Genomic DNA, 26,434 nt, shown 5'->3' on the forward strand with positions numbered 1-26,434 from the left:
GCACCATCGCTTACGAATCTTGCATTCGCTCGCTCAGGGGTGACTTGTTCGTCGCCGCCAAGCCTTTCGGCTTCCGGCGCGGACACCAACCTTACCAGAAGGTTTGTGTCGGGGGAAATCATTCAGGCGCCTTCGTCCAACCTCGTTGTCCCGTACCTTCCGGTCCGGGTCGGTGTCCGTGTCGCTCTGACCTGGAATAAGTTACGGGAGGATCAATTCGTTTTCCAAATCGCCTGGTCACGAGGTTGGCGCGCCGCGTTTTGCCTGTTCACAGCGGGTCCTCGGACGCGCACCGCGCCGATCCGGTCCGGGTGACCCGCAGCACATCGTCAGCTGTCGGTCCCGACCCGTTCGATTCCGCCGCCGAGCTCCTTGATGATCTCCACGAAGCGCGGATAGCCACGATCGATGTGGTAGACGTCGTGGACCTCGGTCACGCCGTCCGCGCACAGGCCGGCGAGGACGAGACCCGCGCCTGCCCGGATGTCGGACGACCACACCGGTGCACTCGACAGTTCCTCGACTCCCCGGACGACCGCGTGATGACCATCGGTGCGGGCATCGGCGCCGAGCCGGATCATCTCCTCGACGAACCGGAACCGCGCTTCGAACACGTTCTCGGTGATCATCGACGTTCCGTCGGCGACTGCGGCGAGCCCGATCGCCATGGGCTGCAGGTCGGTCGGGAATCCCGGATAGGGCAGCGTTGCGAAGTTGACCGCCCGGGGCCGTTCGTTCTGGACGACCCTGAAGCCGTCGACCTCGGGGGTGACCTCGGCGCCGGCTGCGCGCAATTTGTCGAGCACGAGCGCGAGGTGCTTGGGATTGACGCCGCGAACCCGGACGTCTCCCTGTGTCATGGCGGCGGCGATCCCCCACGTCGCGGCTACGATCCGGTCACCGATGCAGCGGTGCGTCGTCGGCTCCAGCGAAGGGACGCCCGTGATGCGCAGTGTCGTCGTCCCTGCCCCGCTGATCCGGGCACCCATCTGCACGAGCATGTTGCACAGATCGACGATCTCCGGTTCCCGGGCGGCGTTGTCGATGGTCGTGTCGCCTTTCGCCAGCACCGCCGCCATCAGGATGTTCTCGGTGGCGCCCACCGACGGGAACGCCAGGCGAATGGTGGCGCCGTGCAGGTCGTCGGCTTCGGCGACGACACAGCCGTGTTCGATCGTGCTGTGCGCACCCAGAAGACGCAGGCCCGTCTGGTGCATGTCCAGCGGACGGGAACCGATCGCATCGCCGCCCGGTAGTGCGACGACGGCTCGCCGGCAGCGTGCGACGAGCGGCCCGAGCACGCATACCGATGCGCGGAACTGCCGAACGGCCGCGAAATCTGCCCGGTACTGCGGCTGCGCGGGCGTCGTGATGCGAACCTCGTCGCCTTCGAGTTCGACGTCGCAACCGAGTCCGCGAAGGACCTCCGCCATCAGGGGAACATCGAGAATATCGGGACAATTGGTGATGACGGTGGTGCCTTCGGCGAGCAACGCGGCGGCCATCAGCTTCAGAACACTGTTCTTGGCACCACCGACGACGACCTCACCTACGAGCCGGCTACCACCGGTGACGAGAAAGCGTTCACTCACAACGCCACAGCGTAACGAGGCCTCCGGGATAGCACCCGAGCCGGTACCGTGACGGCCATGGCTGTCCACCTCACCAGGATCTACACCCGTACCGGCGACGACGGAACGACGGGGCTCAGTGATTTTTCCCGAGTATCGAAGAACGACCCGCGACTGATTGCGTATGCGGACTGCGACGAGGCGAACGCCGCGATCGGCGTCGCGCTTGCTCTGGGCGACGCGCCGGAACGCTTCGTGTCCGTCCTGCGGCAGATCCAGAACGATCTGTTCGACGCGGGCGCGGATCTGTCGACTCCGGTTGTCGAGAACCCGAAGTATCCGCCGCTGCGGATCACCCAGGCCTACATCGATCGCCTCGAAGGATGGTGCGACGAGTTCAACGAGGAACTCGAGCCGCTGAACTCCTTCATTCTTCCCGGGGGCACTCCCCTGGCGGCGTTGCTGCACACCGCCCGCACCGTCACGCGGCGGGCGGAACGCTCGGCGTGGGCGGCTGTGGATGCGCATCCGGACGACACGAACGTGCTGCCCGCAAAGTATCTGAACCGGCTGTCCGACCTGCTGTTCATTCTGGGCCGGCTTGCGAACCCGGACGGCGACGTCCTGTGGAAGCCGGGCGCCGGCGCCTGACCTGCTCGTGCGCGGTTTCGGTAGCTGCTGCTACCGGAATCGCGCACCGGGTCAGTTGTTGGGGCGGCGGCGCTGCGACCGGTTCGACGGACGGGACTCGACCCAGGACAGGAACGCTGTCAGCGCTCCGGTGTCGAAGGCGACCTCGAAGGCGTCGGTGCCGTCGGCCAACTCGAGGATCACGATGTCCTCGGTCATGATGTCGTACTCGTTGCCCTCCGGTTTGCGACGTTCGCGCACCTCGACGCCTCGGCGGGTGATCCGGGAATCCGGCCCGAGACGGAGACTGGAGAGCTTGTAGAAGACGAGATTGTTCTCGCCGTACCGGATGATGCCGTGCCGCCAGCCGTTGCCGGCGGTGTTGGGCAGGACCCGGAGGATCGCGGCGGTTCCACCGCCGCGGAGTTTGCGGAGACGGTACAGAAAAGCCGCGACGGCGCCCGCGAGCAGCACAACAAGAATGACTAGAACGATCATTCCTATTGTCACTGCTCGTGGCTCCGTCGCGGCTTCTCGTAGTTCTCGATCAGGCGCGCTCGACGGCCCGCAGGCGACCCTTGGCCGCTGCGATCTCTGCCTCGTCCTGGCTCTCGGCGAGGACCGCCTTGGCGGCCTCCACGTCGATGTCCTGAACGAGGTCCGCGTCCTCGGCGAGCACGGTCACCGACTTGGCGGTCACCGAGAGGAAACCGCCGTGCACGGCCGCGACGATGCGCTCACCGTCGACGGTCGTGACGGCCACGACGCCGCCCTCGACGAGCTGGCCGAGAACCGGCTCGTGTCCGGGCATGATGCCGATCTCGCCTTCGGTGGTCTGCGCGGAGACCAGCTTCGCCGAACCCGACCACACACGCTGCTCGACGGCAACGATGTCAACGGTCATTTCAGCCATGGCGGACTACTTCCCGGCGATCTTCTTGGCTGCGGCCTCGACGTCGTCGAGTCCACCGCAGCTGTTGAAGGCCTGCTCCGGAAGGTGGTCGAACTCGCCCTTGCAGACGCGGTCGAACGCCTCGATGGTGTCGCGCAGCGGCACGACCGAACCGGGCTCACCGGTGAACTTCTCGGCGACGATGAAGTTCTGGCCGAGGAACTTCTGCAGACGACGGGCGCGGCCGACGAGGACCTTGTCCTCTTCGGAGAGCTCGTCCATACCGAGGATGGCGATGATGTCCTGCAGTTCCTTGTACTTCTGCAGGATCCGCTTGACCTCGTTGGCGACGCGGAAGTGCTCGGCACCGACGATGCCGGGCTCCAGGATGCGAGAGGTCGACGTCAGCGGGTCCACAGCGGGGTAGATACCCATCTGCGAGATCGGACGCGAGAGCTCGGTGGTCGCATCGAGGTGCGCGAAGGTCGTGGCCGGCGCCGGGTCGGTGTAGTCGTCGGCGGGGACGTAGATCGCCTGCAGCGAGGTGATCGAACGACCACGGGTCGAGGTGATGCGCTCCTGCAGCTCACCCATCTCGTCGGCCAGCGTCGGCTGGTAACCCACGGCCGAAGGCATACGACCGAGCAGGGTCGAAACCTCGGAACCGGCCTGGGTGAACCGGAAGATGTTGTCGATGAACAGCAGCACGTCCTGGCCCTGGACATCGCGGAAGTACTCCGCCATGGTCAGCGCGGACAGGGCGACGCGCATACGCGTTCCCGGCGGCTCGTCCATCTGGCCGAACACGAGGGCCGTGTCCTGGAGAACGCCCATCTCCTCCATCTCGAGGTGGAGGTCGGTGCCCTCACGGGTGCGCTCGCCGACGCCGGCGAACACCGAGGTGCCGGAGAACTCACGCGCGATACGGGTGATCATCTCCTGGATCAGAACGGTCTTGCCGACACCGGCGCCACCGAACAGACCGATCTTGCCGCCCTTGACGTACGGGGTCAGCAGGTCGATGACCTTGATGCCGGTCTCGAGGATCTCGGTCTTGCCCTCGAGCTGGTCGAAGGCCGGGGGCTTGCGGTGGATGCCCCACTGCTCGCCGTCGCGACCGGTGCCCGGCGCGTCGAGGCAGTCACCGAGGGCGTTGAACACGTGGCCCTTGACGACGTCACCGACGGGAACGGAGATCGGGCGACCGGAGTCGACGACGGAGGTGCCGCGCACCAGGCCGTCGGTCGGCTGCATCGAGATCGTGCGGACCAGGTTGTCACCCAGGTGCTGCGCGACCTCGAGGGTCAGGGTCTTCGCCACGGTCGGCAGAGTGACCTCTGCGTGGAGGGCGTTGAACAGCTCGGGCACGGCGCCACGCGGGAACTCCACGTCGACGACGGCGCCGATGACGCGGACGACGCGCCCGGCAAGGGCCGACGCCGCACCGGCGTTGTTGTCGGTTACTGCTGCGGTCATTGTGGTTCAGTCACTTCCTGCACTCGAGGCGAGCGCACCGGCACCGCCGACGATCTCGCTGATTTCCTGGGTGATCTGGGCCTGGCGGGCCTGGTTGGCCTGTCGGCTGAGGGTGTTCACCAGTTCCGTGGCGTTGTCCGTCGCGGCCTTCATGGCGGTACGGCGAGCGGCCGACTCGGAAGCGGCCGCGTCCAGCAGCGACGCGAAGATACGCGTGCTGATGTACTTCGGCAGCAGTGCCGCGAGCAGCGTCCCGGCCTCCGGCTCGAAGTTGTACCCGGCACGCGGTCCTTCGTTGCCCGATGCGCGGTGCCCGTCGGTCAACATGTCCTCGCCGAGGTCGATCTCGTCCTCGGTGATGCTCACCTCGAGCGGGGCCATACGACGGACCTCGGGGGTCTGCGTCAGCATCGACACGAAACGCGTGTAGACGATGTGCAGTTCGTCGACGCCCTCGATGGTGCCCACACCGTTCGGGTCGGGAACCTCGGAACCGGACCCGGCCATGAACAGCTCGACCAGGTGGCGGCTGGCCTTCGCGGCGTCCGCATAGCGCGGAGCCTGCGAGAAGCCGGTCCACGCGCCGGCGACCGGGCGCTCACGGAAGGTGTAGTAGGCCAGGCCCTTGCCGCCCAGCACGTACAGCACCGGCTCCTTGCCCTCGCTGACGAGCAGCTGACGCAGCTCTTCGGCTTCCTTGAGGACGTTGGAGTTGTAACCACCGCACATACCGCGGTCGCTGGTCACGACCAGCACGGCGGCACGCTTGGGGTTCTCGCGCTCGTTGAGCAGGGGGTGATCCAGCGACGCCGACGCACTCGCCAGCTCCGAGAGGACCTTGGTGATCTCCTCGGAGTACGGCTTCGACGCGGCAACCCGAGCCTGGGCCTTGGTGATGCGCGAAGTCGCGATCAGTTCCTGCGCCTTGGTGATCTTCTTGGTCGAGTTGACCGACTTGATCCGCGAGCGCAGCTCACGCAAGCTAGCCATTCGTCGATCACACTCCCTTCACTGGACGCTCGGTCATGGTCTCCCCGCTCACTTGCGAACGGTGGTGCGCTTGACGGAGACCTGCTCCTGCTCGACCTCGTCTGCGCCCAGCGGGGCGGCCTCGGCCTCGTTCACGACGCGGCTGCCGTCGGAGGCGATGAAGCCCTCCTTGAACTTGGCGGTCGCGGCGTGCAGGGCCTCGATCGACTCGTCGGACAGCGCCTTGCCGCCGGCGATCTGCTCGTAGACGCCTGCGGCGCTGCGGTGCAGATCCTCCAGGAGCTCGGTTTCGAAGCGACGCACGTCCTCGACCGGAACGGAGTCGAAGACACCCTCACCCGCGAGGAAGATCGAGACGATCTGGTCCTCGACGGCGATCGGCGCGTACTGGTCCTGCTTGAGCAGCTCGACGAGACGCTGACCGCGCTCGAGCTGAGCCTTCGACGCAGCATCGAGGTCCGACGCGAAGGCGGCGAAGCCTTCGAGCTCACGGAACTGCGCGAGCTCCAGACGCAGCGAACCGGACACCTTCTTCATGCCCTTGGTCTGGGCGGCGCCACCGACTCGGGAAACCGAGATACCGACGTTGATGGCGGGGCGAACACCCTTGTTGAACAGGTCGGACTCGAGGAAGACCTGGCCGTCGGTGATCGAGATGACGTTCGTCGGGATGTAGGCCGACACGTCGTTGGCCTTCGTCTCGATGATCGGCAGCGCGGTCAACGAACCGCCGCCGAGCTCGTCGGACAGCTTCGCCGAACGCTCCAGCAGGCGGGAGTGCAGGTAGAACACGTCACCGGGGTAGGCCTCACGTCCCGGCGGGCGACGCAGCAGCAGCGAGATGGCGCGGTACGCCTCGGCCTGCTTGGTCAGGTCGTCGAAGACGACGAGGACGTGCTTGCCCTGGTACATCCAGTGCTGGCCGATGGCCGAACCGGTGTAGGGGGCCAGCCACTTGAAGCCGGCGGAGTCGGAGGCCGGAGCCGCGACGATGGTGGTGTACTCCATCGCGCCGTTCTCCTCGAGGGCCTGCTTGACGCCCGCGATGGTCGAACCCTTCTGGCCGATCGCGACGTAGATGCAGCGGACCTGCTGCTTCGGGTCGCCGGTCGCCCAGTTGGCCTTCTGGTTGAGGATCGCGTCGATGCAGACCGCGGTCTTGCCGGTCTTGCGGTCGCCGATGACGAGCTGACGCTGGCCGCGGCCGATCGGGGTCATCGCGTCGATGGCCTTGATGCCGGTCTGCAGCGGCTCCTCGACCGGCTGGCGCTGCAGCACGGTCGCGGCCTGCAGCTCGAGGGCGCGGTTCTCGGTGGACTCGATCTCGCCGAGGCCGTCGATCGGCTGACCCAGCGGGTTCACGACGCGGCCGAGGTAGCCGTCGCCGACCGGCACCGACAGAACGTCGCCGGTCCGCTTGACTTCCTGGCCTTCCGCGATGTCCTGGAAGTCGCCGAGGATAACGGCGCCGATCTCGGTGGCCTCGAGGTTCAGGGCCACGCCCAGCACGCCACCGGGGAATTCCAGCAGCTCGTTGGCCATCGCCGACGGGAGGCCGCTGATGTGCGCGATGCCGTCACTGGTGTCGACGACCACGCCGACCTCCTCGCGGGAGGCCTCCGGGGAGTAGCTCGCGGTGTAATTGTCAATCGCGCTACGGATCTCGTCGGAGGAGATCGTCAGCTCCGCCATGTTCTTCCTGCTCTCGGTATCTGGTCTTCGAAAAGATCTCTAGGTGTGTGTTCGGTAGTGGACTACGTGAGGTTCTTCCGCACGGCCGCGAGTCGTCCCGCAGCTGTGCCGTCGATGACCTCGTCGCCCACCCGGACGACCAATCCACTGAGGAGCTCGGGATCGACCTCGACGTGGACCGTCACAGGCTTCCCGTAGGTGCGGGTCAGAATCGCGCTGAGGCGCTCGGTCTGAGCCTCGCTGAGGGGAGCGGCGCTGCGCACGTGGGCGACCGCGCGGTCCCGCTGAGTTGCAGCGAGAGCGGACAGCTCGTCGAACGTGTCGGCCGGGGCCTTCTTCAGGCGCCCGACGGCCTGAACCGCCAGAGCCTCGGTGACCGCCGTGCACTTGCCGTACAGCAGGCGCGAGAGGAGCTCGCGCTTGGCCTGCACGGGCGTGCTGCGGTCGGAGAGAGCCTGCTCGAGTTCCCCGCTGCCGGCGACGATCCGTCCGAGCCGGAACAGCTCGTCCTCGACCGTGTCCAGCTGGTTCTGGTCTTCCGCCGCCTTCAGCAGGGCCTCGCGGCCGAGCTGAACGAGCGAGTTGGTCAGGTCGGACTGCGCCGACCAGTCCTGGCCCACCGCGGCCTTGACGGTCGCCAGGGCCTCGGCCGAAACCTTGCCCCCGAAGACCTGTTGGGCCAGCGCCTGGCGAGCTGCCGCCGGGGTCGAGGCGTCCGCCAGCGCACCGCGAAGGGTGCGCTGGCCGTCGAGCACCTCGACCACCGAGAACAGATCGGAGCCGGCCTGTGCCGCAGCGGCAGTCGCGGCACCCGCACCAGCGGATGCGGTGCTCGACGCCAAGGCGTCCTGCAGCGCGGATCGCGTATGAGCGAGTGCCTCACGGCTTGCTGCGTACATGGTGCTCACTTTCCGGATGCAGAGTCAGCGCTGAGGGATTCGAGCTCGCTGAGGAAGCGGTCGATGGAACCGGCACGCTTGACGTCATCGGAGAGAGCCTCACCGATGATCTTCTCGGACAGGTCGACGGCGGTGCGGCCGAGATCGCCACGGAGTTCGGTCACGATCTGCTGGCGCTGGGCCTGCAGCTGTGCGTGGCCGGCAGCGACGATGCGGTCGCTCTCCTCCTGGGCCTGAGCCTTCATGTCGGCGATGATCTGCTGGCCCTGGGCACGGGCCTCTTCGCGGATCTGTGCCGCCTCGGTACGGGCCTCGGCGAGCTGCGCGCGGTACTGCTCGAGCGCGGCAGCGGCTTCCGCCTGTGCCTCCTCCGCCTTCTTGATGCCGCCTTCGATCTGCTCCGATCGCTCGTCGAGGACCTTCTGGAACAGCGGAAGCACGTACTTCCAGAAGACGAGACCGACGATGATCAGGGCGACGAGCGACCAAACGATGTCGTACGTCGCGGGCAGGAGCGGATTGTGGGTCTCCGCTTCCTCCGCGAGCAACAGGATGCTGTCAGCCATGGTCGCGACGATCAGAAGATGAAGCCGGCAACGATGCCGATCAGCGCGAGGGCCTCGGTGAATGCGATACCGAGGAACATGGTGGTGCGCAGCTGTCCGGCCATCTCGGGCTGGCGAGCCATGCCCTCGATCGCCTTACCGACGACGATGCCGATGCCGACGCCCGGGCCGATGGCGGCGAGGCCGTAGCCGACGGCACCGAGACCCTTGAAGGTGGTCTCTTCCTGCGCGAGGATCTCGACTGCCTGAAGCGCAACGCTCATTGGTGTTCCATTCCCTTTCTAGTGGCTCGGCCCCGGGGATCGGCAACCGAGTCAGTCTGTGGTGTTGTGTGGTGGTGCAGTTCGGCTAGTGCTCTTCGGCGTGCAACGCGAGGTCGATGTAGACCGCGGTCAGCAGCGCGAAGATGTAGGCCTGCAGGACGATGACCAGCAGTTCGAAGAAGGTGAACGCGACGCCACCGATCACCGAGCCGATACCGAACAGCTTCATCGCGCCGTCGGACGAGAAGAAGAAGAACTGGGTCGCGCTGAAGAACAGCACCAGCATGATGTGGCCGGCCAGCATGTTGGCCATGAGACGGATGGTCAGCGTGAACGGCCGCAGCAGGAAGGTCGAGACGAACTCGATCGGGATGACGAGCACGTGGAGCGCGGGCGGCAGGTTCGGGATGACGATGCTGCTCTTGACGTAGCGGAAGAAGCCGTACTTCTTGATGCCCACGTAGTTGAAGACGACGTACGCGAGAGCGGCGAGCACGAGAGGCATGCCGATGCGGGCGTTCGACGAAATGTTCAGGAACGGAATGATCGACGTCAGGTTCAGTCCGGCGACGAGGAAGAAGATCGTCACCAGAACCGGCAGGAAGCGACGGCCCTGTTCCTTGCCGAGGATGTCCTCGGCGATGTTGATCCGAACGAAGTCGATCATGATCTCGGCGACGTTCTGCACGCCGCGCGGAACGATCTTCGGGCTACGCAGAGCGAACGCGAAGAACGCCGCGACCAGGACGGCGACGACGACGCGGATGAGCATCAGCCGGTCCATTTCGAAGGGGGTGCCCTCGAACAGAACTGCTGGTGGAAAGAAATCGGCTAGTGACGGCGCGTGGAATTCTCCGGCTGCCAAGGTGGTGACGCTCAGCGCTCTCTCCCGTAGTCGGCCGCAGGCATTGCCGTCTGCGGTTCGATCGGACATTGACGATCCAACAAGTCGACAAGGTCGGCTCGCGTATTCGCCAGCTGCTGTGGGCTGTCTGATCGGCCCCGCGTCTGTCGGTGTCGGCGACTCTCGTCGACTCGGCGGCCATTTGAACACGACCGCCTGCAAAGATACAACCGCGACGGCCCCTCGGGACTACCAGCTGGTCGCAACTCGCTTGGCATTACCCTAGCAACACATCTACGACAACGCGTAGGGGGGTACAGACGCTGCAGGGAATTGACAAGTGCAACTACTCCCCTTCGTCGTTCCCCGCATTACCCGAATCGGGCACCACGTACAGCGCCCGCTGCGACACCACGCCGTACGTCTCCGCGCCCAGCACGATCACCAGAGCGAACACGATCGTCAGGACCAGCGCACCCTTGCTGTAGAAGTCCAGGGGCTTGAGCAGGGCCATCACCACGATCGCCAGGATCAGCTTGAGCAGCCACGTGCCCAGCAGCACCGCCCCGGCGGTCGTCGCGGGCAGACGCGAGGTGAGCAGCACCCCGAGCGCAGTGAACAGGATGAACCCGCCACCGACGGCCGCGCCGATCAAGGCACCCCACAGGCCCGGCATTCCCGCAACGAGCACGGAGATCACGGCGGACACCACCGTCAGGGCGACCAGCCCGAGCGCGCCGTACCGGACGGCCGCGCGCATCGGCGCCGACGGATCGGGCAGGGCGGGAAGTGGCTGAGCAGGCTGATCGGAAGAGGTCACGGGTATCAAGCCTAACCGACCTCGCCGTCGCCTCCCCCGGGCCCGTGCACCGGATCGGGGCCGTCACCGTGGGCCTCGGCGTCACTGTGACGCAGCGCCGGCACCGCGGTGACGACGAGCGCGAACACCAATCCCGCCGCGGTGAGCAGCACCACTGCGCGGCGATCGATGAGTGCGGACCCGACCGCCCCGAACGCGAGGACGCCGACCCACAGGTAGATCAGCAGCACGACGCGCCGATGCGAGTGACCGATCTGCAGCAGTCGGTGGTGCAGGTGCATCTTGTCCGGGCTGAACGGGCTGACACCCGCCCGGGTGCGCCGCACGATCGCGAGCAGCAGGTCCAGGATCGGGATGAACATGACGGCGCCGACCAGGAGGAGCGGCGACAGCAGACCGAGCAGGTCGCGGGTGCCGTACGCGGCCAGCGGGATCCTGCCGGAGGCGCTCGTGGACACCGCGGCGAGCATGAGTCCGATGAGCATCGATCCCGAGTCGCCCATGAAGATCCGCGCCGGCTGGAAGTTGTGCGGCAGGAAGCCCAGGCACGCACCGGCCAGGGCCGCGGCGATCAGCGCGGGCGGGTAGGCGCTGACGTCGCCACCCTGGTCGGCCAGCAGCCCCACGGAGAACAGGCAGATCGCGACCGCAGCGATGAGCCCGATACCTGCGGCGAGACCGTCGAGGCCGTCGACGAAGTTCATCGCGTTGATCATCACCGCCGCGACCGCAACGGTGATCAGACCGCCCTGCAGCTGGTCGAGGACGAGGGTGTTGCCGCTGAACGGATCGAAGATGACGATCCAGCTCACCCCCATCACCGCGAGCACCCCGGCGGCGGTGACCTGGCCGACGAACTTCGTCAGCGCGTCGAGACCCCAGCGGTCGTCGATGATGCCGACGACGACGATGATCGACCCCGCCACGAGCGCCGCGCTCATGTCGGATGTGTATTCGAATCCCCGTGTGAGCGCGGGCAATTGCTGCGCGAAGACCAACCCGGCGACGAGCCCGAGATACATGCCGACGCCACCGAGCCGGGGCGTCGGAACCACGTGTACGTCGCGTTCGCGGGGTGCCGCGACGGCACCGAAGCGGATCGCGGCGATCCGGACGAGCCCGGTCGCCAGGAACGTCACGACCGCGGCGGTGAGCAGCACCAGCAGCAGCTCGCGGAGGGGCACACCGGCGCCGCGGCCCGACTGGGCCAGTACCAGGGCAGTGTCGACGGAAGTCACCTACGCAGGTCCCTGCCCGTCACTCCCCGCCGGGGCGCAGACGGGCCGGGTCCTCGCCCAGCACCTCCGCGATGTCCTCGATCGCCACGGCTCCCTCACGGAGGATGCGCGGACGGTCCGAGGTCATGTCGACGATGGTCGAGGCGACCGCGTGCTCCGACGGTCCGCCGTCGAGGTAGACGCTCACCGAGGCGCCGAGCTGCCGGCGGGCGTCCTCGACGACCGCGGCGGGCGGCTGCCCGGAGACGTTCGCGCTCGAGACGGCGAGCGGGCCGACATCACGCAGCAGTTCGAGGATCACCGGGTGCAGCGGCATCCGCAGCATCACCGTGCCGCGGGTGTTTCCGAGATCCCAGGCGAGTGACGGTGCCTGGGGCACCACGAGGCTGAGCCCGCCCGGCCAGAACGCCCGGATGAGTTCGCGGGCCTCGGGACGGACCGTGCTGACCAGGCCGTCGATGGTGTTCCAGGAGCCGACGAGCACCGGGACCGGCATGTCCCTCCCGCGACCTTTCGCGCGCAGCAGACTCGCCACCGCGTCGCCGTCGAAGGCGTCGGCCGCAATTCCGTAGACGGTGTCGGTCGGCACCACGACGAGCCGGCCCGCTTTCAGGGCACCACGTGCCGCGTTGATGCCTGCTGATCGGGAATCCGGCTTACTGCAGTCGTAGACGGTGCTCACGCGACCATCCTTCCATCCGCGGTGGCGTGCCCGACGTCACCCTGTTCCGTCACGCGTCCGCTCCGGTTCCTCCGGCCGCACGGGCGCGTTGCGCCTCGACGTCCGTCGGCACCCGCATCGCGACGACGAATCGCGGCCGGCCCGCCAGATCGGGGTGTTCGGCGACCTCGCCGAACACCCGGCGCTGGGCGAACAACTCTGCGGTCTGCGCACCGTTGGTGTCGTCGTGTTCGACGGCCACGGCCCCTCCGATGCGCAGCCAGCGCGCGATGTTGGAGACCATCGGCTTGATGACCGACAACCCGTCGGGGCCACCGAAGAGCGCGGAGTGGGGGTCGTGGTCGATGACCTCGGGCTCGAGTTCGGCGCCTTCGGGAATGTAGGGCGGGTTCGCGACGATCACGTCGACGCCGCCTTCGAGTTCGGTGAGCAGGTCGCGGTCGGTGACGTCGCCCTGGTGCAACACGATCGGGGTGTCGCCCTGCGACGCCCGGTACTCGGCGTTCCGCCGGGCCCACGCGAGCGCCTTCGGCTCGAGCTCGACAGCGTGGACGACCGCGTCCGGCCGGGCGTGCGCGATCGCCAGGGCCAGCGCACCGGAACCGGTACACAGGTCGAGCACGACCGGGGACCGTCGCGGGTAGCTCTCGAGGAACGCCAGTGCCCAGCCGAGCAGCAGTTCCGTCTCGGGACGCGGCACGAACACCCCGGGTCCCACAGCAAGGTCGATCTCCCCCATCGCCGAGGTCCCGGTGATGTATTGCAGCGGGATCCGCTTGGCACGCTGGGCGATCATCGCCCGGTAGGCATCGACCATCGCAGCATCGACCAACGGCACCAGGCCCAGCCTGGTCCGTTCGATTCCGAGCAGGTGCGCGGCGAGCAGTTCGGCGTCCGCGCGGGGGCTCGGCACACCCGCTTCCTCGAGCACCGACACCGCCTCGATGATGGCCAGGCGCAGAGGTTGACGATTCACGGCGTACAGACTGCCATGCCGGTCACGAACGGAGAACGGATAGGTCGGGGTCGGCACACCGTCGGCCGTCCGCGGATAGCGTCGGGCCGTCCGAGGACTACGAAAAGGGAGTGCCATGACGAAGTCGAGAACAGCCCTGCGTGCCACGATTGCGGCCGCGTTCGCCGGCGCCACGACCGTCGCCGTCGCGGGTGCCGCGGCCGCCGAACCCATCGACATCCAGCCGACGCCGCTGCTCTGTCAGGGTGGAATCGCGACTGTTCAATCGGTCACTCACACCGAACAGGAGGCCGTCGAGGCCGAGGAACTGCTGTTCGTCGTGAACGAGCAGGGCGGTGAGGGCGGAACGATCAACTGGTTCAACCTCTCCAACGGAACGTCCGGCTCGGCGTCGTTCGCACCCGACGAGCAGTTCAGGGTTCCGAACGCGCTGGTCGAACCGGAGGCCGGCACCGTGATCTCCGCGGTGTGGGGGATGTACGAGAACTCCGACGGCGAGAACTGCTTCCTGCTGCCGGGCATCGACCTGGCCGAGGTCCCGGCGGAACCGGGCGATCCGGACTGACCGATCGCCCCGGCTGATCCGAGCAGGCCCGGCCCCGCAGGTCACTCAGACGCAGGCCACTCAGACGCAGGTCACTCAGAGGTGAGGATTACTCTGCGGCGAGCCGGGCTTCGCGGTCGGCCTGCCCCAGCGCGTCGAGCAGAGCGTCGAGGTCGCCGTCGAGCACGGCGTCGAGGTTGTGCGCCTTGAACCCGATCCGGTGATCGGTGATGCGGTTCTCGGGGAAGTTGTAGGTGCGGATGCGCTCGGACCGGTCGACGGTACGGACCTGACTGGCCCGGTCCGCGGACGCCTCGGCGTCGGCGGCCTCTTCGGCGGCGGCCTGGAGGCGGGCGGCGAGAACCTGCATGGCGCGAGCCTTGTTCTGCAGCTGCGAGCGCTCGTTCTGGCAGGTCACGACGATCCCGGTGGGCAGGTGGGTGATGCGCACGGCCGAGTCGGTGGTGTTGACGCCCTGACCGCCCTTGCCCGACGAGCGATACACGTCGATACGCAGATCGTTCTCGTCGATCTGCACCTCCTCGACCTCGTCCGGCTCGGGGTAGATGAACACGCCCGCGGCGGACGTGTGCACCCGGCCCTGCGATTCGGTGACCGGCACGCGCTGCACGCGGTGCACGCCGCCTTCGAACTTCAATCGGGACCACACGCCGTCGCGCACGTCGGTCTTCGACTTGATCGACAGCGTCACGTCCTTGTAGCCACCGAGATCGGAGTAGGTGGCGCCGAGGACCTCGACACGCCAGCCGGCACGCTCGGCGTACCGGGTGTACATGCGGGCCAGGTCCGCCGCGAACAGGGCGGATTCCTCGCCGCCCTCCCCCGACTTCACCTCGAGCACGACGTCGTCGCCGTCGTGCGGGTCGCGCGGAGCGAGCAGGTCGGTGAGCGTCTTCTCGAGTTCGGCGACGGTCTCTTCGAGTCCGGGGACCTCCGCGGCGAACGCGGCATCGTCCGACGCCAGCTCACGGGCCGCCTCGAGGTCCTCGCGAGCGGTCTTCAGCTTCGTGTAGGTCGCCATGACTGGGGCGAGCTCGGCAAAACGCTTGCCGACGCGCCGCGCCGCTGCCGGGTCGTTGTGCAGTGCCGGATCGGACAACTGCTGTTCCAGACCCGCGTGTTCGGCCAGGATGTCGTCGACGGCCGACGGCTTGGTCTGCCCCGCCATGGGTTCGCTCCACTCTGTCTGTCGTGCTGTTCGCGTATGGGTGCACGCGAACGGGAAAAGCCTGTGAAAACACCGACGCCCGGTCTGTGACTATGACAGAACCGGGCGTCGGCAGGGCAGCTAGCTGTCGGCAGCGGCCTTCTTCGGGGCGCGCTTGCCGTAGCGAGCCTCGAAGCGGGCAACGCGTCCGCCCGTGTCGAGGATCTTCTGCTTGCCCGTGTAGAACGGGTGGCACTGCGAGCAAACTTCGACCGTGATACGGCCGGACTCGGCGGTGCTGCGCGTCTCGAACGTGTTCCCGCAACCGCAGACGACGGTCGTCGCCACGTAGTTCGGGTGGATTCCTGCCTTCATGGTGTCCCTTTCGATGGCCGCCGGGTCGCCTTCGCCGTTCGAAGACGTGAACCGGGACCGGACTCAGCTGTTCGATTATGCCAAACGCAGGCCCGGGGAAAAAATTCCCCGGGCCGCGCTTCTAGTCCTCGAGTGCCCCGGGCGCGGTCTTGGTGACCTGCAGGAGGAACTCGACGTTGCTCTTGGTCTTCTTGAGCCGGTCGATGAGCAGATCGATCGCCTGGTGCGAATCGAGTCCGGAGAGCACGCGGCGCAGCTTGTGCACCACCGCGAACTCGTCGGGGCTCATGAGCAGCTCGTCCTTGCGGGTACCCGACGGATTGACGTCCACCGCCGGGAACACGCGACGCTCGGCGATCTTGCGATCGAGCTTGAGCTCGGCGTTACCGGTGCCCTTGAACTCTTCGAAGATCACGGTGTCGCCGGTCGAACCGGTCTCCACCATCGCGGTCGCGATGATGGTGAGCGAACCGCCGTTCTCGATGTTGCGAGCAGCACCGAGGAACCGCTTCGGCGGGTACAGCGCGGTCGAGTCGACACCACCGGACAGGATGCGTCCCGAGGCCGGCGAGCTGTTGTTGTACGCGCGCCCGAGTCGGGTGATCGAGTCGAGCAGCACCACGACGTCGCGACCGGCCTCGACGAGCCGCTTGGCCCGCTCGATGGCGAGCTCGGCGACCGACGTGTGGTCTGACGGCGGACGGTCGAAGGTCGAGGCGATGACCTCGCCCTTCACCGAACGCTGCATGTCGGTGACCTCTTCGGGACGCTCGTCGACGAGCACGACCATGAGGTAGCACTCGGGGTTGTTCGTCGAGATCGCGTTCGCGATGTCCTGCAGCACCGTGGTCTTACCGGCCTTCGGCGGCGAGACGATGAGCGCACGCTGGCCCTTGCCGATCGGCATGATCAGGTCGATCACGCGGGTGGTGAGCACATTCGGCGTGGTCTCGAGACGCAGCCGCTGGTTCGGGTACAGCGGGGTGAGCTTGTTGAACTCGGGGCGACGCTTCGCCGCCTCGACCTCACCACCGTTGACCGAGTCCAGACGCACCAGCGGGTTGAACTTCTGACGCTGGTTGCCCTGCTCGCCCTCGCGCGGCACCCGGACGGCACCGGTGATCGCGTCACCGCGGCGCAGGCCGTTCTTGCGCACCATGTTCATCGACACGTACACGTCGTTGGGGCCGGCCAGGTAGCCGGAGGTCCGCACGAACGCGTAGTTGTCGAGGACATCGAGGATGCCTGCGACGGGCTGCAGGACGTCGTCCTCGCGAATCTCGGGCTCGCGGGAATCGGTGCCGGTCGCCTCACCGCGGTCACGTCCACGACGGCGCTCACGGAAGCGACGACCCCGGCGGCCGCGGCCGCCTTCTTCGTCCTCGCCACCGCGGTTGTCGCGGTCCTGGCGCGGGCCCTGACCGCGATCCTCGCGCTGGGCACGGTCGCCCTGTTCGCGCTGGGCACGGTCGCCCTGTTCGCGCTGAGGCCGCTGGCGGCCGTCACCCTCGCCCTTGTCCTCGCCGCGTCCACCCTGTTCGGGGGCCTGCTCGGGGGCCGGGGCCTCGGTCTTCCGATCCTGCTCACCCTGTTCGGTGGCCTGCTCGGCACCGCGGCGACCGCGACGCTGACGACCGCGGCGGGGGGCTTCGGCCTCGCCGTCACCCTGGGGACGCTCGCCGGCCTCGACCTGGGTCTTCGGCTGGTCGGCAACCTCGGCCTTCGGCTGCTCGGCAGCTTCGGTCTTCGGCTGCGACGCAGCGTCGGCCTTCGGCTGAGCGTCGGCGCTTTCCGGTGCGGCCGTGCGCGTCCGGCGCGTACGCGCCGGTCGTGTGGTCTCGGCGGGCTCCTCGGACACCGCCGCCTTGTCTGCGGCCGGAGCGCTCGACACGCCCCCGCCCTGGCGTTCCTTGATCGCGGCGATCAGGTCGCCTTTACGCATCCCGGAGGTGCCCTTGATGCCGAGTTCGGCCGCGAGGGCCCGCAGCTCGGCGAGCACCATGCCCGAGAGGCCGGCACCGCGACGCCCAGCGGCGCGCGGCGAAGAGGTCTGCGAAGAATCGTCCGCCTGCTCCCCCGCGGATGACCCCGGGACGTCGAGAACAGGCGTAGCGATCAGATCCGTATCGGTCACGGAGATCCTTTCCTTCCCTCACTCGCGCCACGCAGAGTCGAGGGTTCGTTCCCACAGATCAGCTCGTGCACCGATCCGGGATTTGCCTAACTGTTCACAGGATCGAACGGTCGGCACGTCCGCTATCACGCCATCCCCCGGCAGTTACAGTCCCTTGACCCCTGGAACGAGGACATGTGAGGGTCGGTCAGGATCTGGCGCTCCGATGGAGCTGGAGACAATACCCTGAAGAGCCGACGGCTGAAACGCACGACGTGCGGACAAAGCACAGGATAGCGACGAACTGTACGTTGAGCAAGAACGCAATCCCGCCGCGGCGTGTTCCCGGCCCCTGTCGGGAGGCTCAGATCACCTCGACCCCGCCGGCGACCTCGAGTTCGAGGACCGTCAGGTCGTCCGCTTCCGCCGCGGCGCGCAGTTCGGCGGGGAAAGGCTCGGTCGTCAGGGCCAGCACGGTGGGTCCGGCTCCGGACACCGTGGCGGCGATTCCCGCCTTGCGGAGCACCGCGATCCACTTGGTGGTGAGCGGCAGCGCCGGGGCCCGCTGTCCCTGGTGCAGCATGTCCTCGGTCGCGGGCATCAGCAGGTCGGGACGCTGGGTCAGCGCGACCACCGCCAGCGCGGCGCGGCTGACGTTGAACGACGCGTCACGATGCGGCACGAGATCGGGCAGCAGTCCGCGGGTGTGCGCGGTCGACGAGCGGACCGACGGGACCAGCACGACGACCTTGATCGCCGGGTCCACGGCCAGCTTCACGGCCCGGTAGACACGCTGCTCGGCGTCGACACCGGCTTCGCTCCACGACACGACGGCACCGCCGAGAACGCTCGCCGACGCGTTGTCCGGGTGCCCCTCGAACTCGGAGGAGAGCTGCACCAGCTGCGCATCGTCGAGCGCCCGCTCCGGTGCGACCTTGCGCACCAGGCCGTTCGCCGCGGCGAGTCCACCGACGACGGCGGACGCCGAGGACCCCAGGCCCCGCGAATGGGGAATGACGTTGCGGCACACGATCTCCAGGCCGTCGGCCCACACACCCGCGGCTTCGAGGCCACGTTCGACCGCGCGCACCACCAGGTGGGTGGGACCCCACGGCACCTCCTCGGCGCCCTCCCCTTCGACGCGGATGTCGAGACCGGATCCGGTTGTGGTGACGGTGATCTCGTCGTACAACCCGAGAGCGAGACCGAGCGAGTCGAATCCGGGCCCCAGATTCGCACTCGACGCGGGAACCCGGGCCGTCACCGAGATCCCTACCGGCAGAGTCTGCGTCATGTCCTGATTCCCAACAGAGGAGGGCGAGGCGGTCACTGTGTCTGCTCGAGGGCTAGGCCAGTTCGAGCGCCGAGGCCACAGCGACGGGGTCGACCGGGATCGGCTGCACCACCGGAACGTCGCGCAGGGCGGTGTCCGGGTCCTTGAGCCCGTTGCCGGTGACGGTGCACACGACCCGGAGGCCGCGCGGCAGCCAGCCCTCCTTGCTCGCGGCGAGCAGACCCGCGATCGAGGCCGCCGACGCCGGCTCGACGAAGATCGACTCGGACTTCGCGAGCAGGTGGTACGCCTCGAGGATCTCCTCGTCGGTGGCGGCACGGAACGCGCCGTCCGACTCCTCCTTCGCGGCGACCGCACCGTTCCACGACGCGGGGGCGCCGATCCGGATCGCGGTGGCGATGGTCTCGGGATCCTTGACCGGGTGGCCGAGCACGAGCGGGGCCGCACCGGCGGCCTGCACACCGAGCATGCGGGGACGACGGGTGCTCACGCCGTCGGCGTAGTACTCGGAGTAGCCCTTCCAGTACGCGGTGATGTTGCCCGCGTTGCCCACCGGGAGCACGTGCACGTCGGGAGCGTCGCCGAGCGCGTCGACGATCTCGAACGCGGCGGTCTTCTGCCCCTCGATACGGACAGGGTTGACGGAGTTGACCAGGCCGATCGTCGGGAACTCGGCGGTCGTCTTGCGGGCCAGCTCGAGGCAGTCGTCGAAGTTGCCCTCTACCTGGACGATCCTGGCGCCGTGCATGACGGCCTGGGCGAGCTTGCCCATCGCGATCTTGCCCTGCGGCACGAGCACCGCGCAGCCGATGCCGGCGCGGGACGCGTACGCGGCAGCCGACGCGGAGGTGTTGCCGGTGGAGGCGCACAGCACCGCCTGCTTGCCGGTCGCCAGCGCCTCGGTGACGGCCATCGTCATGCCGCGGTCCTTGAAGGACCCGGTGGGGTTGAGCCCCTCGACCTTGACGTGGACCTCGCAGCCGGTGATCTCGGACAGGCGGGGGGCCGGCAGCAGCGGCGTACCACCCTCGCGCAGCGTCACCGTCTTCCAGCCCTCACCGATCGGCAGTCGAGAACGGTACGCCTCGATCAGGCCGGGCCACGGGGTGTGCACGGGGGTGATGTTCTTCTCGGCCGCGCTCATTCGGCGGATCCCTCCAGTCTCAGGACACTGGTCACAGCAGTTACGGATTCGAGTTCATCGAGTGCTGCGACGGTACTCGACAACGCTTCGTCGGTGGCGCGGTGCGTGACCACCACCAGGCGGGCACCGTTCCCGGCGCCTTCCTGGCGCACGGCGGAAATGCTGACCCCGCGCTTGGCGAACTCGGCGGCCACGGCGGAGAGCACACCTGCCCGGTCCGCGACCTGCAGGTTCACGTAGTAGCGGGTCATGATCTCGCTCATCGGCGCGATCTCGAGATCGGCGTACTTCGATTCGCGGGGACCACGACCACCCTGCACGCGGTTGCGCGCGGCCATCACCAGGTCGCCCATCACCGCGGACGCGGTGGGAGCGCCGCCGGCACCCTGGCCGTAGAACATGAGGCGGCCCGACGCCTCCGCCTCGACGACGACGGCGTTGAACGCGCCGGACACGCTCGCGAGAGGGTGCTCCCGCGGCACCAGCGCGGGATAGACCCGCGCCGAAACCTTGTCCTTGCCGTCCTCGGTGGTGATGCGCTCGCAGATCGCGAGGAGCTTGACGGTGCAGTTCAGCGCGCGAGCGGACGTCAGATCGGCGGCGGTGATCTTCGAGATGCCCTCGCGGTACACGTCGGCGGCGGTGACGCGGGTGTGGAACGCGATGGACGCGAGGATCGCGGCCTTGGACGCGGCGTCGAAGCCCTCGACGTCCGCGGTCGGATCGGCCTCGGCGTAACCGAGCCGGCCCGCCTCGGCGAGCGCCTCGGCGTAGTCGGCTCCGGTCTCGTCCATCGCCGACAGGATGTAGTTGGTGGTGCCGTTGACGATGCCGATGACGCGGTTGACGCGGTCGCCGGCCAGGGACTGGGTCAGCGGGCGGATCACCGGGATAGCACCGGCGACGGCGGCCTCGAAGTACAGGTCGACGCGCTTGGCCTCGGCGGCCTCCGCGAGTTCACCGGTGTACTCGGCGAGCAGCGCCTTGTTCGCCGTGACCACGGACTTGCCGGCGTCGAGCGCGGTCCGCACGAGCTTGCGGGGCAGGTCGATGCCGCCGATGACCTCGACGACGATGTCGACGTCGTCGCGCGCGATCAGTCCCTCTGCGTCGGTGGTGAGCAGCTCGACCGGGATGCCGCGGTCCTCGGAGACGGTGCGCACCGCGACACCGCGCAACTCCAGCGGCGCACCGATGCGTGCCTCGAGATCGGCTGCGTCGTCCCGGATGATGCGGACGACCTCGGCGCCCACGGTGCCGTGGCCGAGCACCGCCACGCCGACGGGACGCGGCGCCTGACTGGTCCCCGTTTCGGTCGTCACTCCGTAACCTCCAAGCTGAGCAGATCTTCCACGGTTTCCCGACGCAGGATGACGCGGGAAACGCCGTCCTTGACCGCCACGACGGCGGGACGGGCCAGCAGGTTGTACCTGCTGGACATCGAATAGCAGTATGCACCGGTAGCGGCGACGGCCAGCAAATCCCCGGCCTGGACATCAGCCGGCATCCAGGTGTCGCGGATCACGATGTCGCCGCTCTCACAGTGCTTGCCGACGACTCGCGAGACGACCGGATCGGCGTCGCTGACGCGGGAGACCAACCGGGACTCGTACTCGGCCTGGTACAGGGAGGTGCGGATGTTGTCGCTCATGCCGCCGTCGACGCTGATGTAGCGGCGGCTGTGGCCCGCGGCGACCGCGACGTCCTTGATAGTGCCGACCTCGTAGAGGGTGATCGTGCCCGGTCCGGCGATGGCGCGGCCCGGTTCGACCGCGAGGGTCGGGGTGGGCAGCCCCGCCAGGGCGGATTCGGTGCGCACGATGTCGAGGAGCTTCGCGGCGAGTTCCTCGACCGGCGGCGGGTCGTCGCTCGGCACATACGAGATGCCGAGGCCACCTCCGAGGTCGACGATGCTGAGCTGGGAGGTCTTGTCCACGCCGAACTCGGCGACGATGTCGCGGAGCAGGCCGATCACGCGGTGTGCGGCCAGTTCGAAGCCGTCGACGTCGAAGATCTGCGAGCCGATGTGGCTGTGCAGGCCGACCAGCCGGAGGTTGGCGGTCTCGAAGACCCGGCGCACGGCGGCCATCGCGACCCCTCCGGCGAGCGAGAGACCGAACTTCTGGTCCTCGTGCGCGGTGGAGATGAACTCGTGGGTGTGCGCCTCGACACCGACGGTGACCCGGATCAGCACGTCCTGCACGACCCCGGCTTCCCCGGCGATCGCGTCGAGCCGGTCGATCTCGGCCATCGAGTCGAGCACGATGTGCCCGACCCCGGCCTCGACCGCGGTGCGCAGTTCGGCGACGGACTTGTTGTTGCCGTGCATCGCGATCTTCTCGGCGGGGAACCCGGCGTGCAGTGCGACCGCGAGTTCACCGCCGGAGGCGACGTCGAGGCACAGGCCCTCCTGCTGCACCCAGCGGGCGACCTCGGTGCACAGGAACGCCTTGGAGGCGTAGTGCACCTTGGTGTCGGGCCCGAACGCCGCGGCGATGTCGCGGCACCGGGACCGGAAGTCGTCCTCGTCGATCACGAACAGTGGGGTGCCGTACTTCTCGGCGAGTTCGGTGACGGGAACCCCGGCGATGCGGACGACGCCGTCGTCACCGCGGCTCGTGCCGCGCGGCCACACCTGCCGGTGCAGCGCGTTCAGTTCCTCGTGGGTGGTGGGGCGTTCGGGCAGGCCCGGTGCGTGCGGGATCTCCGCGTGCCGCGGACCCGCGGGATGCGCGTTCACATCCGCTCCGGAGCGGTGACGCCGAGCAGGCCGAGGCCGTTGGCGAGAACCTGACGGGCCGCCGCGCACAGCGCGAGCCGCGCGGTGTGCAGGTCGCCGGGCTCCTCGTCGCCCTGCGGGAGGATGCGGCACGCGTCGTAGAACCGGTGATAGGCGCCGGCGAGTTCTTCGAGGTAGCGCGCGACCCGGTGCGGCTCGCGCAGTTCCGCGGCCTTCGCGACGACGCGCGGGTACTCGCCGATGGTGCGGATCAGGTCGCCCTCGCGATCGTGGGTGAGCAGCGCGAGGTTCGCGCCCTCGGCGCTGAGGCCGAGGTCGGCGGCGTTGCGCGCGATCGACGAGAGGCGGGCGTGCGCGTACTGCACGTAGTAGACCGGGTTCTCGTTGCCGGCGGAGGCCCACAGCTCGAGGTCGATGTCGATGCTCTGGTCGACCGACGAGCGCACGAGCGCGTAGCGGGCGGCGTCGACACCGATCGCCTCGACGAGGTCGTCGAGGGTGATGACGGTGCCGGCACGCTTGCTCATCTTCACGGCCTGGCCGTCGCGCACGAGGTTGACCATCTGGCCGATCATGACCTCGACGGTGTCGGGGTCGTCGCCGAATGCGGCAGCGGCGGCCTTGAGCCGGCCGATGTAGCCGTGGTGGTCGGCGCCGAGCATGTAGATGCACAGGTCGAAGCCGCGCGAGCGCTTGTCCTGGAAGTAGGCGATGTCGCCGGCGATGTAGGCGGCGTTGCCGTCGGACTTGATGACGACGCGGTCCTTGTCGTCGCCGAAGTCGGTGCTCTTGAGCCACCACGCGCCGTCGGCGTTGTACAGGTTTCCGGAGCTCTTGAGCGTCTCGACGGCCTCGTCGACCGCGCCGGACTCGAACAGCGAGTTCTCGTGGAAGTACACGTCGAAGTCGACGCCGAACTCGTGCAGCGTGCGCTTGATGTGCGCGAACATCAGGTCGACGCCGATGGACCGGAACGTTTCGTGCCGCTCGGCCTCGGGCAGCTCGAGCGCGCCGGGCGCCCGCTTCTGCACCTCGGCGGCGATGTCGACGATGTAGTCGCCGGCGTAGCCGTCCTCGGGGGCCGGTTCGCCCTTGGCCGCGGCGATCAGCGACCGCGTGAAGCGGTCGATCTGTGCGCCGTGGTCGTTGAAGTAGTACTCGCGGGTGACCGCGGCGCCCTGCGTCGACAGGATCCGGCCGAGCGCGTCACCCACCGCGGCCCAGCGGGTGCCACCGAGGTGGATCGGGCCGGTCGGGTTCGCGGACACGAACTCGAGGTTGATCTTGCGGCCGGCGAGCGCGTCGGAGTTGCCGTACGCCGAGAGCTCGGTGAGCACCTTCGCGACGATCGCGCCCTGCGCGTCGGCCGCGAGGCGGATGTTGAGGAAGCCCGGTCCCGCGACCTCGGCGGATTCGATGCCGTCCGCGGCGGTGAGGGCCTCGGCGAGCCAGGTTGCGAGCTCGCGCGGGTTCACTCCGGCCTTCTTCGCGACCTGCATCGCCACGTTGGTCGCATAGTCGCCGTGCTCCGGGTTCCGGGGCCGCTCGACGGTGAGGGTCTCGGGCAGGACGGACACGTCGAGGTCACGCTCGGCGAGCACCCTCGCAGCGGTTCCGTGGAGCAATTCGGCAAGGTCGGCAGGAGTCACAGGAGTTCATCCTATTGGCTGGCCCCTGCGAGCACCGACGGTGCCCCATACGAGCACGCCCGTACAGTTGTGGGGGCACGCGGCCCGGGGCCGCGGTCTCGTTGTCCATCCGATGTTGTCCATCCGATCGAAAGAGCTACCAGCGATGCCCAGCGGTTCGGTTAACGGTGGTTCCGGCAAGAAGTCCGGAGCCAAGTCCGCGAAGGCCATTTCGGCCGCCGCGAAGAAGAGCGGCGGGGGCCGCGGACTTCCCAAGCAGCGTCAGATCCCGTGGATGGTGATCGGTGGCGTCGTCGCGGTCGTCGCGCTGATCGCCGTGATCGCCGTCAGCATCATCCCGAAGTACCAGGATCAGCAGAAGCTGGCTGCGTGGACGCCGTCCGAGTCGAATCAGGATCCGTCGACCGCGCTCGAAGGCATCGTGACGGTCGACTACCCCGCCGGGCAGCACATCGAGGCGCCCCAGCGCGTCGCCTACGACCGGACCCCGCCGTTCGGCGGGCCCCACGACTCGATCTGGGCCACCTGCACGGGCGTCGTCTACCCGGAGGCGATCCGCACGGAGAATGCGGTGCATTCGCTCGAGCACGGTGCGGTGTGGATCACGTACAACCCGGATCTGGTCGACGCTGCGGGGGTCGAGACGCTCAGCGCGAAGGTCGACGGCAAGTCCTACACGATGATGTCGCCGTACCCGGGTCAGGCGTCGCCGATCTCGCTGCAGTCGTGGGGCCACCAGCTCGCGGTGGATTCCGCCGACGACGAGCGGATCGACCAGTTCATCTCCGCGCTGCGCCAGAACCGGTACACCTACCCGGAGGTCGGTGCGAGCTGCGCGACGATTCCCGGCTCGTACGATCCGGCGAATCCGCCGCCGTTCGATCCGTCGGCTCCCGGCCCGGACGCCGTGCCGATGACCGGCGGAACGGTCGATCCCGCCGAGGTCCAGACGGACATGCAGGCTCCGGCAGGTAGCTGACGATGAGCGACGGTCTCTCGCAGGGTTCGGGACAGCGCCGAATCCTGGTGGTACTCGGGGTGATTGCCGCGCTCGCGGTCGGTTTCCTGATCGGTTTCCTGATCCCCCGCGGGGATGCGCAGGAGGTTCCGGCGGCCGATTCCGTGGCTGTCGGTTTCTCCCAGGACATGAGCGTGCACCACAACCAGGCGATCGAGATGGCGTCGATCGCGCTGACCCGGTCGACGGATCAGCGGGTGCAGAACCTGGCGTACGACATCCTCACGACCCAGCAGAATCAGGTCGGTCAGATGCAGGGCTGGCTGACGTTGTGGAATCAGGCGCCTCTACCCACCGGCGAGTACATGACGTGGATGAGCGACGACTCGGAGTCCGCACACGACGGTCACGCCGCGGGCCACGGTTCGTCCGCCGCGGCGGTTCCGATGCCGGGCATGGCGACCTCGCAGGAACTGGCGGCGCTGCGGGCGGCGTCGGGTCCGGAACTGGACGTGCTGTTCCTGCAGTTGATGCTGCGGCACCACCAGGGCGGGCTGCCGATGATGGAGTACGGCGCCGAGCACGGCGAGGTCGCCGCGGTGCGGACGCTGGCACAGACGATGGTCGATACGCAGACCGGCGAGTCGGAGCTGATGACGTCGATGCTCGCCGAGCGCGGCGCACAGCCCCTGCCGATGAACTGACCGCCGTTCCGGGCCGAAAAACCCCTGCTGACCAGGCGATGTGGCGTATGGGCAACAATGCGCTAGGCTAACTCCGCACCGCCGGTCAGCCGGTGGGCCCGGATTGCCCTCGTAGCTCAGGGGATAGAGCGCTTGCCTCCGGAGCAAGAAGTCGCAGGTTCGAATCCTGCCGAGGGCACCACGAGCAGTAGGCCCCGCTTCGAATT

Annotated in this window: 26 protein-coding genes and 1 tRNA gene; 5 read left to right on the forward strand and 22 right to left on the reverse strand. The window is 67.9% G+C overall.

Annotation, left to right across the window (positions count from 1 at the left end; genetic code table 11):
* Nucleotides 1-329 precede the first annotated feature (329 nt).
* Nucleotides 330-1,592, reverse strand: coding sequence for a UDP-N-acetylglucosamine 1-carboxyvinyltransferase (murA, locus tag ACN675_RS08305; RefSeq protein WP_420750395.1), 1,263 nt, complete (start codon nucleotides 1,590-1,592; stop codon nucleotides 330-332).
* 57 nt (nucleotides 1,593-1,649) lie between these two features.
* On the opposite strand from murA, the gene ACN675_RS08310 reads away from it, so the two are divergent.
* Nucleotides 1,650-2,222, forward strand: coding sequence for a cob(I)yrinic acid a,c-diamide adenosyltransferase (locus tag ACN675_RS08310; RefSeq protein WP_420750396.1), 573 nt, complete (start codon nucleotides 1,650-1,652; stop codon nucleotides 2,220-2,222).
* A 51-nt stretch (nucleotides 2,223-2,273) separates the two neighbouring features.
* On the opposite strand, the gene ACN675_RS08315 is transcribed toward ACN675_RS08310, so the two are convergent.
* The 13 genes from ACN675_RS08315 to prmC form a co-directional block, all read right to left on the reverse strand.
* A complete protein-coding gene (locus tag ACN675_RS08315; protein WP_420750397.1) occupies nucleotides 2,274-2,699 on the reverse strand; it encodes a DUF2550 domain-containing protein in 426 nt (141 codons plus the stop codon).
* Nucleotides 2,700-2,748: 49 nt separating this feature from the next.
* The gene (locus ACN675_RS08320) at nucleotides 2,749-3,114 is read right to left on the reverse strand and encodes a F0F1 ATP synthase subunit epsilon (RefSeq protein ID WP_420750398.1); all 366 of its coding nucleotides are present in this window, start codon (nucleotides 3,112-3,114) and stop codon (nucleotides 2,749-2,751) included.
* Between the two features lie 6 nt (nucleotides 3,115-3,120).
* Nucleotides 3,121-4,569 carry a F0F1 ATP synthase subunit beta gene (atpD, locus tag ACN675_RS08325; RefSeq protein ID WP_420750399.1) on the reverse strand — a complete coding sequence of 483 codons (1,449 nt, stop codon included), beginning with the start codon at nucleotides 4,567-4,569 and terminating at the stop codon, nucleotides 3,121-3,123.
* A gap of 6 nt (nucleotides 4,570-4,575) precedes the next feature.
* A complete protein-coding gene (locus ACN675_RS08330; protein ID WP_420750400.1) occupies nucleotides 4,576-5,559 on the reverse strand; it encodes a F0F1 ATP synthase subunit gamma in 984 nt (327 codons plus the stop codon).
* 48 nt (nucleotides 5,560-5,607) lie between these two features.
* Nucleotides 5,608-7,251, reverse strand: coding sequence for a F0F1 ATP synthase subunit alpha (gene atpA, locus ACN675_RS08335; RefSeq protein ID WP_420750401.1), 1,644 nt, complete (start codon nucleotides 7,249-7,251; stop codon nucleotides 5,608-5,610).
* A gap of 62 nt (nucleotides 7,252-7,313) precedes the next feature.
* Entirely contained in the window at nucleotides 7,314-8,150 is an 837-nt protein-coding gene (locus tag ACN675_RS08340) for a F0F1 ATP synthase subunit delta (RefSeq protein ID WP_420750402.1), read from the reverse strand.
* A gap of 5 nt (nucleotides 8,151-8,155) precedes the next feature.
* Nucleotides 8,156-8,716, reverse strand: a complete 561-nt coding sequence (locus ACN675_RS08345) for a F0F1 ATP synthase subunit B (protein ID WP_197252040.1) — start codon at nucleotides 8,714-8,716, stop codon at nucleotides 8,156-8,158.
* An 11-nt stretch (nucleotides 8,717-8,727) separates the two neighbouring features.
* Nucleotides 8,728-8,979, reverse strand: coding sequence for an ATP synthase F0 subunit C (locus ACN675_RS08350; RefSeq protein WP_068166623.1), 252 nt, complete (start codon nucleotides 8,977-8,979; stop codon nucleotides 8,728-8,730).
* 85 nt (nucleotides 8,980-9,064) lie between these two features.
* Nucleotides 9,065-9,913 (reverse strand): F0F1 ATP synthase subunit A, encoded by an 849-nt coding sequence (gene atpB, locus ACN675_RS08355; RefSeq protein WP_420750403.1) that lies wholly within the window; start codon nucleotides 9,911-9,913, stop codon nucleotides 9,065-9,067.
* Between the two features lie 256 nt (nucleotides 9,914-10,169).
* Nucleotides 10,170-10,583 (reverse strand): hypothetical protein, encoded by a 414-nt coding sequence (locus ACN675_RS08360; protein WP_420750448.1) that lies wholly within the window; start codon nucleotides 10,581-10,583, stop codon nucleotides 10,170-10,172.
* A 71-nt stretch (nucleotides 10,584-10,654) separates the two neighbouring features.
* Nucleotides 10,655-11,881: an MraY family glycosyltransferase gene (locus ACN675_RS08365; protein ID WP_420750404.1), complete on the reverse strand. Its 1,227-nt coding sequence runs from the start codon at nucleotides 11,879-11,881 to the stop codon at nucleotides 10,655-10,657.
* A gap of 19 nt (nucleotides 11,882-11,900) precedes the next feature.
* Complete coding sequence (locus tag ACN675_RS08370) at nucleotides 11,901-12,563, reverse strand: L-threonylcarbamoyladenylate synthase (protein WP_420750405.1); 663 nt, start codon at nucleotides 12,561-12,563, stop codon at nucleotides 11,901-11,903.
* A 49-nt stretch (nucleotides 12,564-12,612) separates the two neighbouring features.
* Nucleotides 12,613-13,539, reverse strand: a complete 927-nt coding sequence (prmC, locus tag ACN675_RS08375) for a peptide chain release factor N(5)-glutamine methyltransferase (RefSeq protein WP_420750406.1) — start codon at nucleotides 13,537-13,539, stop codon at nucleotides 12,613-12,615.
* Between the two features lie 115 nt (nucleotides 13,540-13,654).
* Here prmC and ACN675_RS08380 point away from each other — a divergent pair, with 115 nt between their 5' ends.
* On the forward strand, nucleotides 13,655-14,104 hold the full coding sequence (locus ACN675_RS08380; RefSeq protein ID WP_420750407.1) for a hypothetical protein: 450 nt from the start codon (nucleotides 13,655-13,657) through the stop codon (nucleotides 14,102-14,104).
* A gap of 88 nt (nucleotides 14,105-14,192) precedes the next feature.
* Here the strand turns inward: ACN675_RS08380 and prfA are convergent, their stop codons facing one another.
* From prfA to argS, 8 genes are all read right to left on the reverse strand, one after another.
* Nucleotides 14,193-15,272: a peptide chain release factor 1 gene (gene prfA, locus ACN675_RS08385; protein WP_420750408.1), complete on the reverse strand. Its 1,080-nt coding sequence runs from the start codon at nucleotides 15,270-15,272 to the stop codon at nucleotides 14,193-14,195.
* A gap of 120 nt (nucleotides 15,273-15,392) precedes the next feature.
* Nucleotides 15,393-15,626 (reverse strand): 50S ribosomal protein L31, encoded by a 234-nt coding sequence (rpmE, locus tag ACN675_RS08390; protein WP_248675229.1) that lies wholly within the window; start codon nucleotides 15,624-15,626, stop codon nucleotides 15,393-15,395.
* 121 nt (nucleotides 15,627-15,747) lie between these two features.
* The gene (gene rho / locus ACN675_RS08395; RefSeq protein WP_420750409.1) at nucleotides 15,748-17,760 is read right to left on the reverse strand and encodes a transcription termination factor Rho; all 2,013 of its coding nucleotides are present in this window, start codon (nucleotides 17,758-17,760) and stop codon (nucleotides 15,748-15,750) included.
* Between the two features lie 343 nt (nucleotides 17,761-18,103).
* Nucleotides 18,104-19,033: a homoserine kinase gene (gene thrB / locus ACN675_RS08400; RefSeq protein WP_420750410.1), complete on the reverse strand. Its 930-nt coding sequence runs from the start codon at nucleotides 19,031-19,033 to the stop codon at nucleotides 18,104-18,106.
* 52 nt (nucleotides 19,034-19,085) lie between these two features.
* The gene (thrC, locus tag ACN675_RS08405; RefSeq protein WP_420750411.1) at nucleotides 19,086-20,177 is read right to left on the reverse strand and encodes a threonine synthase; all 1,092 of its coding nucleotides are present in this window, start codon (nucleotides 20,175-20,177) and stop codon (nucleotides 19,086-19,088) included.
* Entirely contained in the window at nucleotides 20,174-21,499 is a 1,326-nt protein-coding gene (locus tag ACN675_RS08410; protein ID WP_420750412.1) for a homoserine dehydrogenase, read from the reverse strand. Before ACN675_RS08410 ends, thrC begins: the two co-directional genes overlap by 4 nt.
* On the reverse strand, nucleotides 21,496-22,917 hold the full coding sequence (gene lysA / locus ACN675_RS08415) for a diaminopimelate decarboxylase (RefSeq protein ID WP_420750413.1): 1,422 nt from the start codon (nucleotides 22,915-22,917) through the stop codon (nucleotides 21,496-21,498). Before lysA ends, ACN675_RS08410 begins: the two co-directional genes overlap by 4 nt.
* Entirely contained in the window at nucleotides 22,914-24,566 is a 1,653-nt protein-coding gene (argS, locus tag ACN675_RS08420) for an arginine--tRNA ligase (RefSeq protein ID WP_420750414.1), read from the reverse strand. Before argS ends, lysA begins: the two co-directional genes overlap by 4 nt.
* A gap of 145 nt (nucleotides 24,567-24,711) precedes the next feature.
* Between argS and ACN675_RS08425 the strand changes: the two genes are divergently transcribed.
* From ACN675_RS08425 to ACN675_RS08435, 3 genes are all read left to right on the forward strand, one after another.
* Nucleotides 24,712-25,545, forward strand: a complete 834-nt coding sequence (locus tag ACN675_RS08425; protein ID WP_420750415.1) for a DUF3105 domain-containing protein — start codon at nucleotides 24,712-24,714, stop codon at nucleotides 25,543-25,545.
* Between the two features lie 2 nt (nucleotides 25,546-25,547).
* Nucleotides 25,548-26,228, forward strand: coding sequence for a DUF305 domain-containing protein (locus ACN675_RS08430; protein WP_420750416.1), 681 nt, complete (start codon nucleotides 25,548-25,550; stop codon nucleotides 26,226-26,228).
* 105 nt (nucleotides 26,229-26,333) lie between these two features.
* A tRNA-Arg gene (locus tag ACN675_RS08435) sits at nucleotides 26,334-26,409 on the forward strand.
* Nucleotides 26,410-26,434: the final 25 nt, after the last annotated feature.

This window comes from Rhodococcus sp. O3, from assembly GCF_048897285.1.
Classification (GTDB): Bacteria; Actinomycetota; Actinomycetes; order Mycobacteriales; family Mycobacteriaceae; genus Rhodococcus.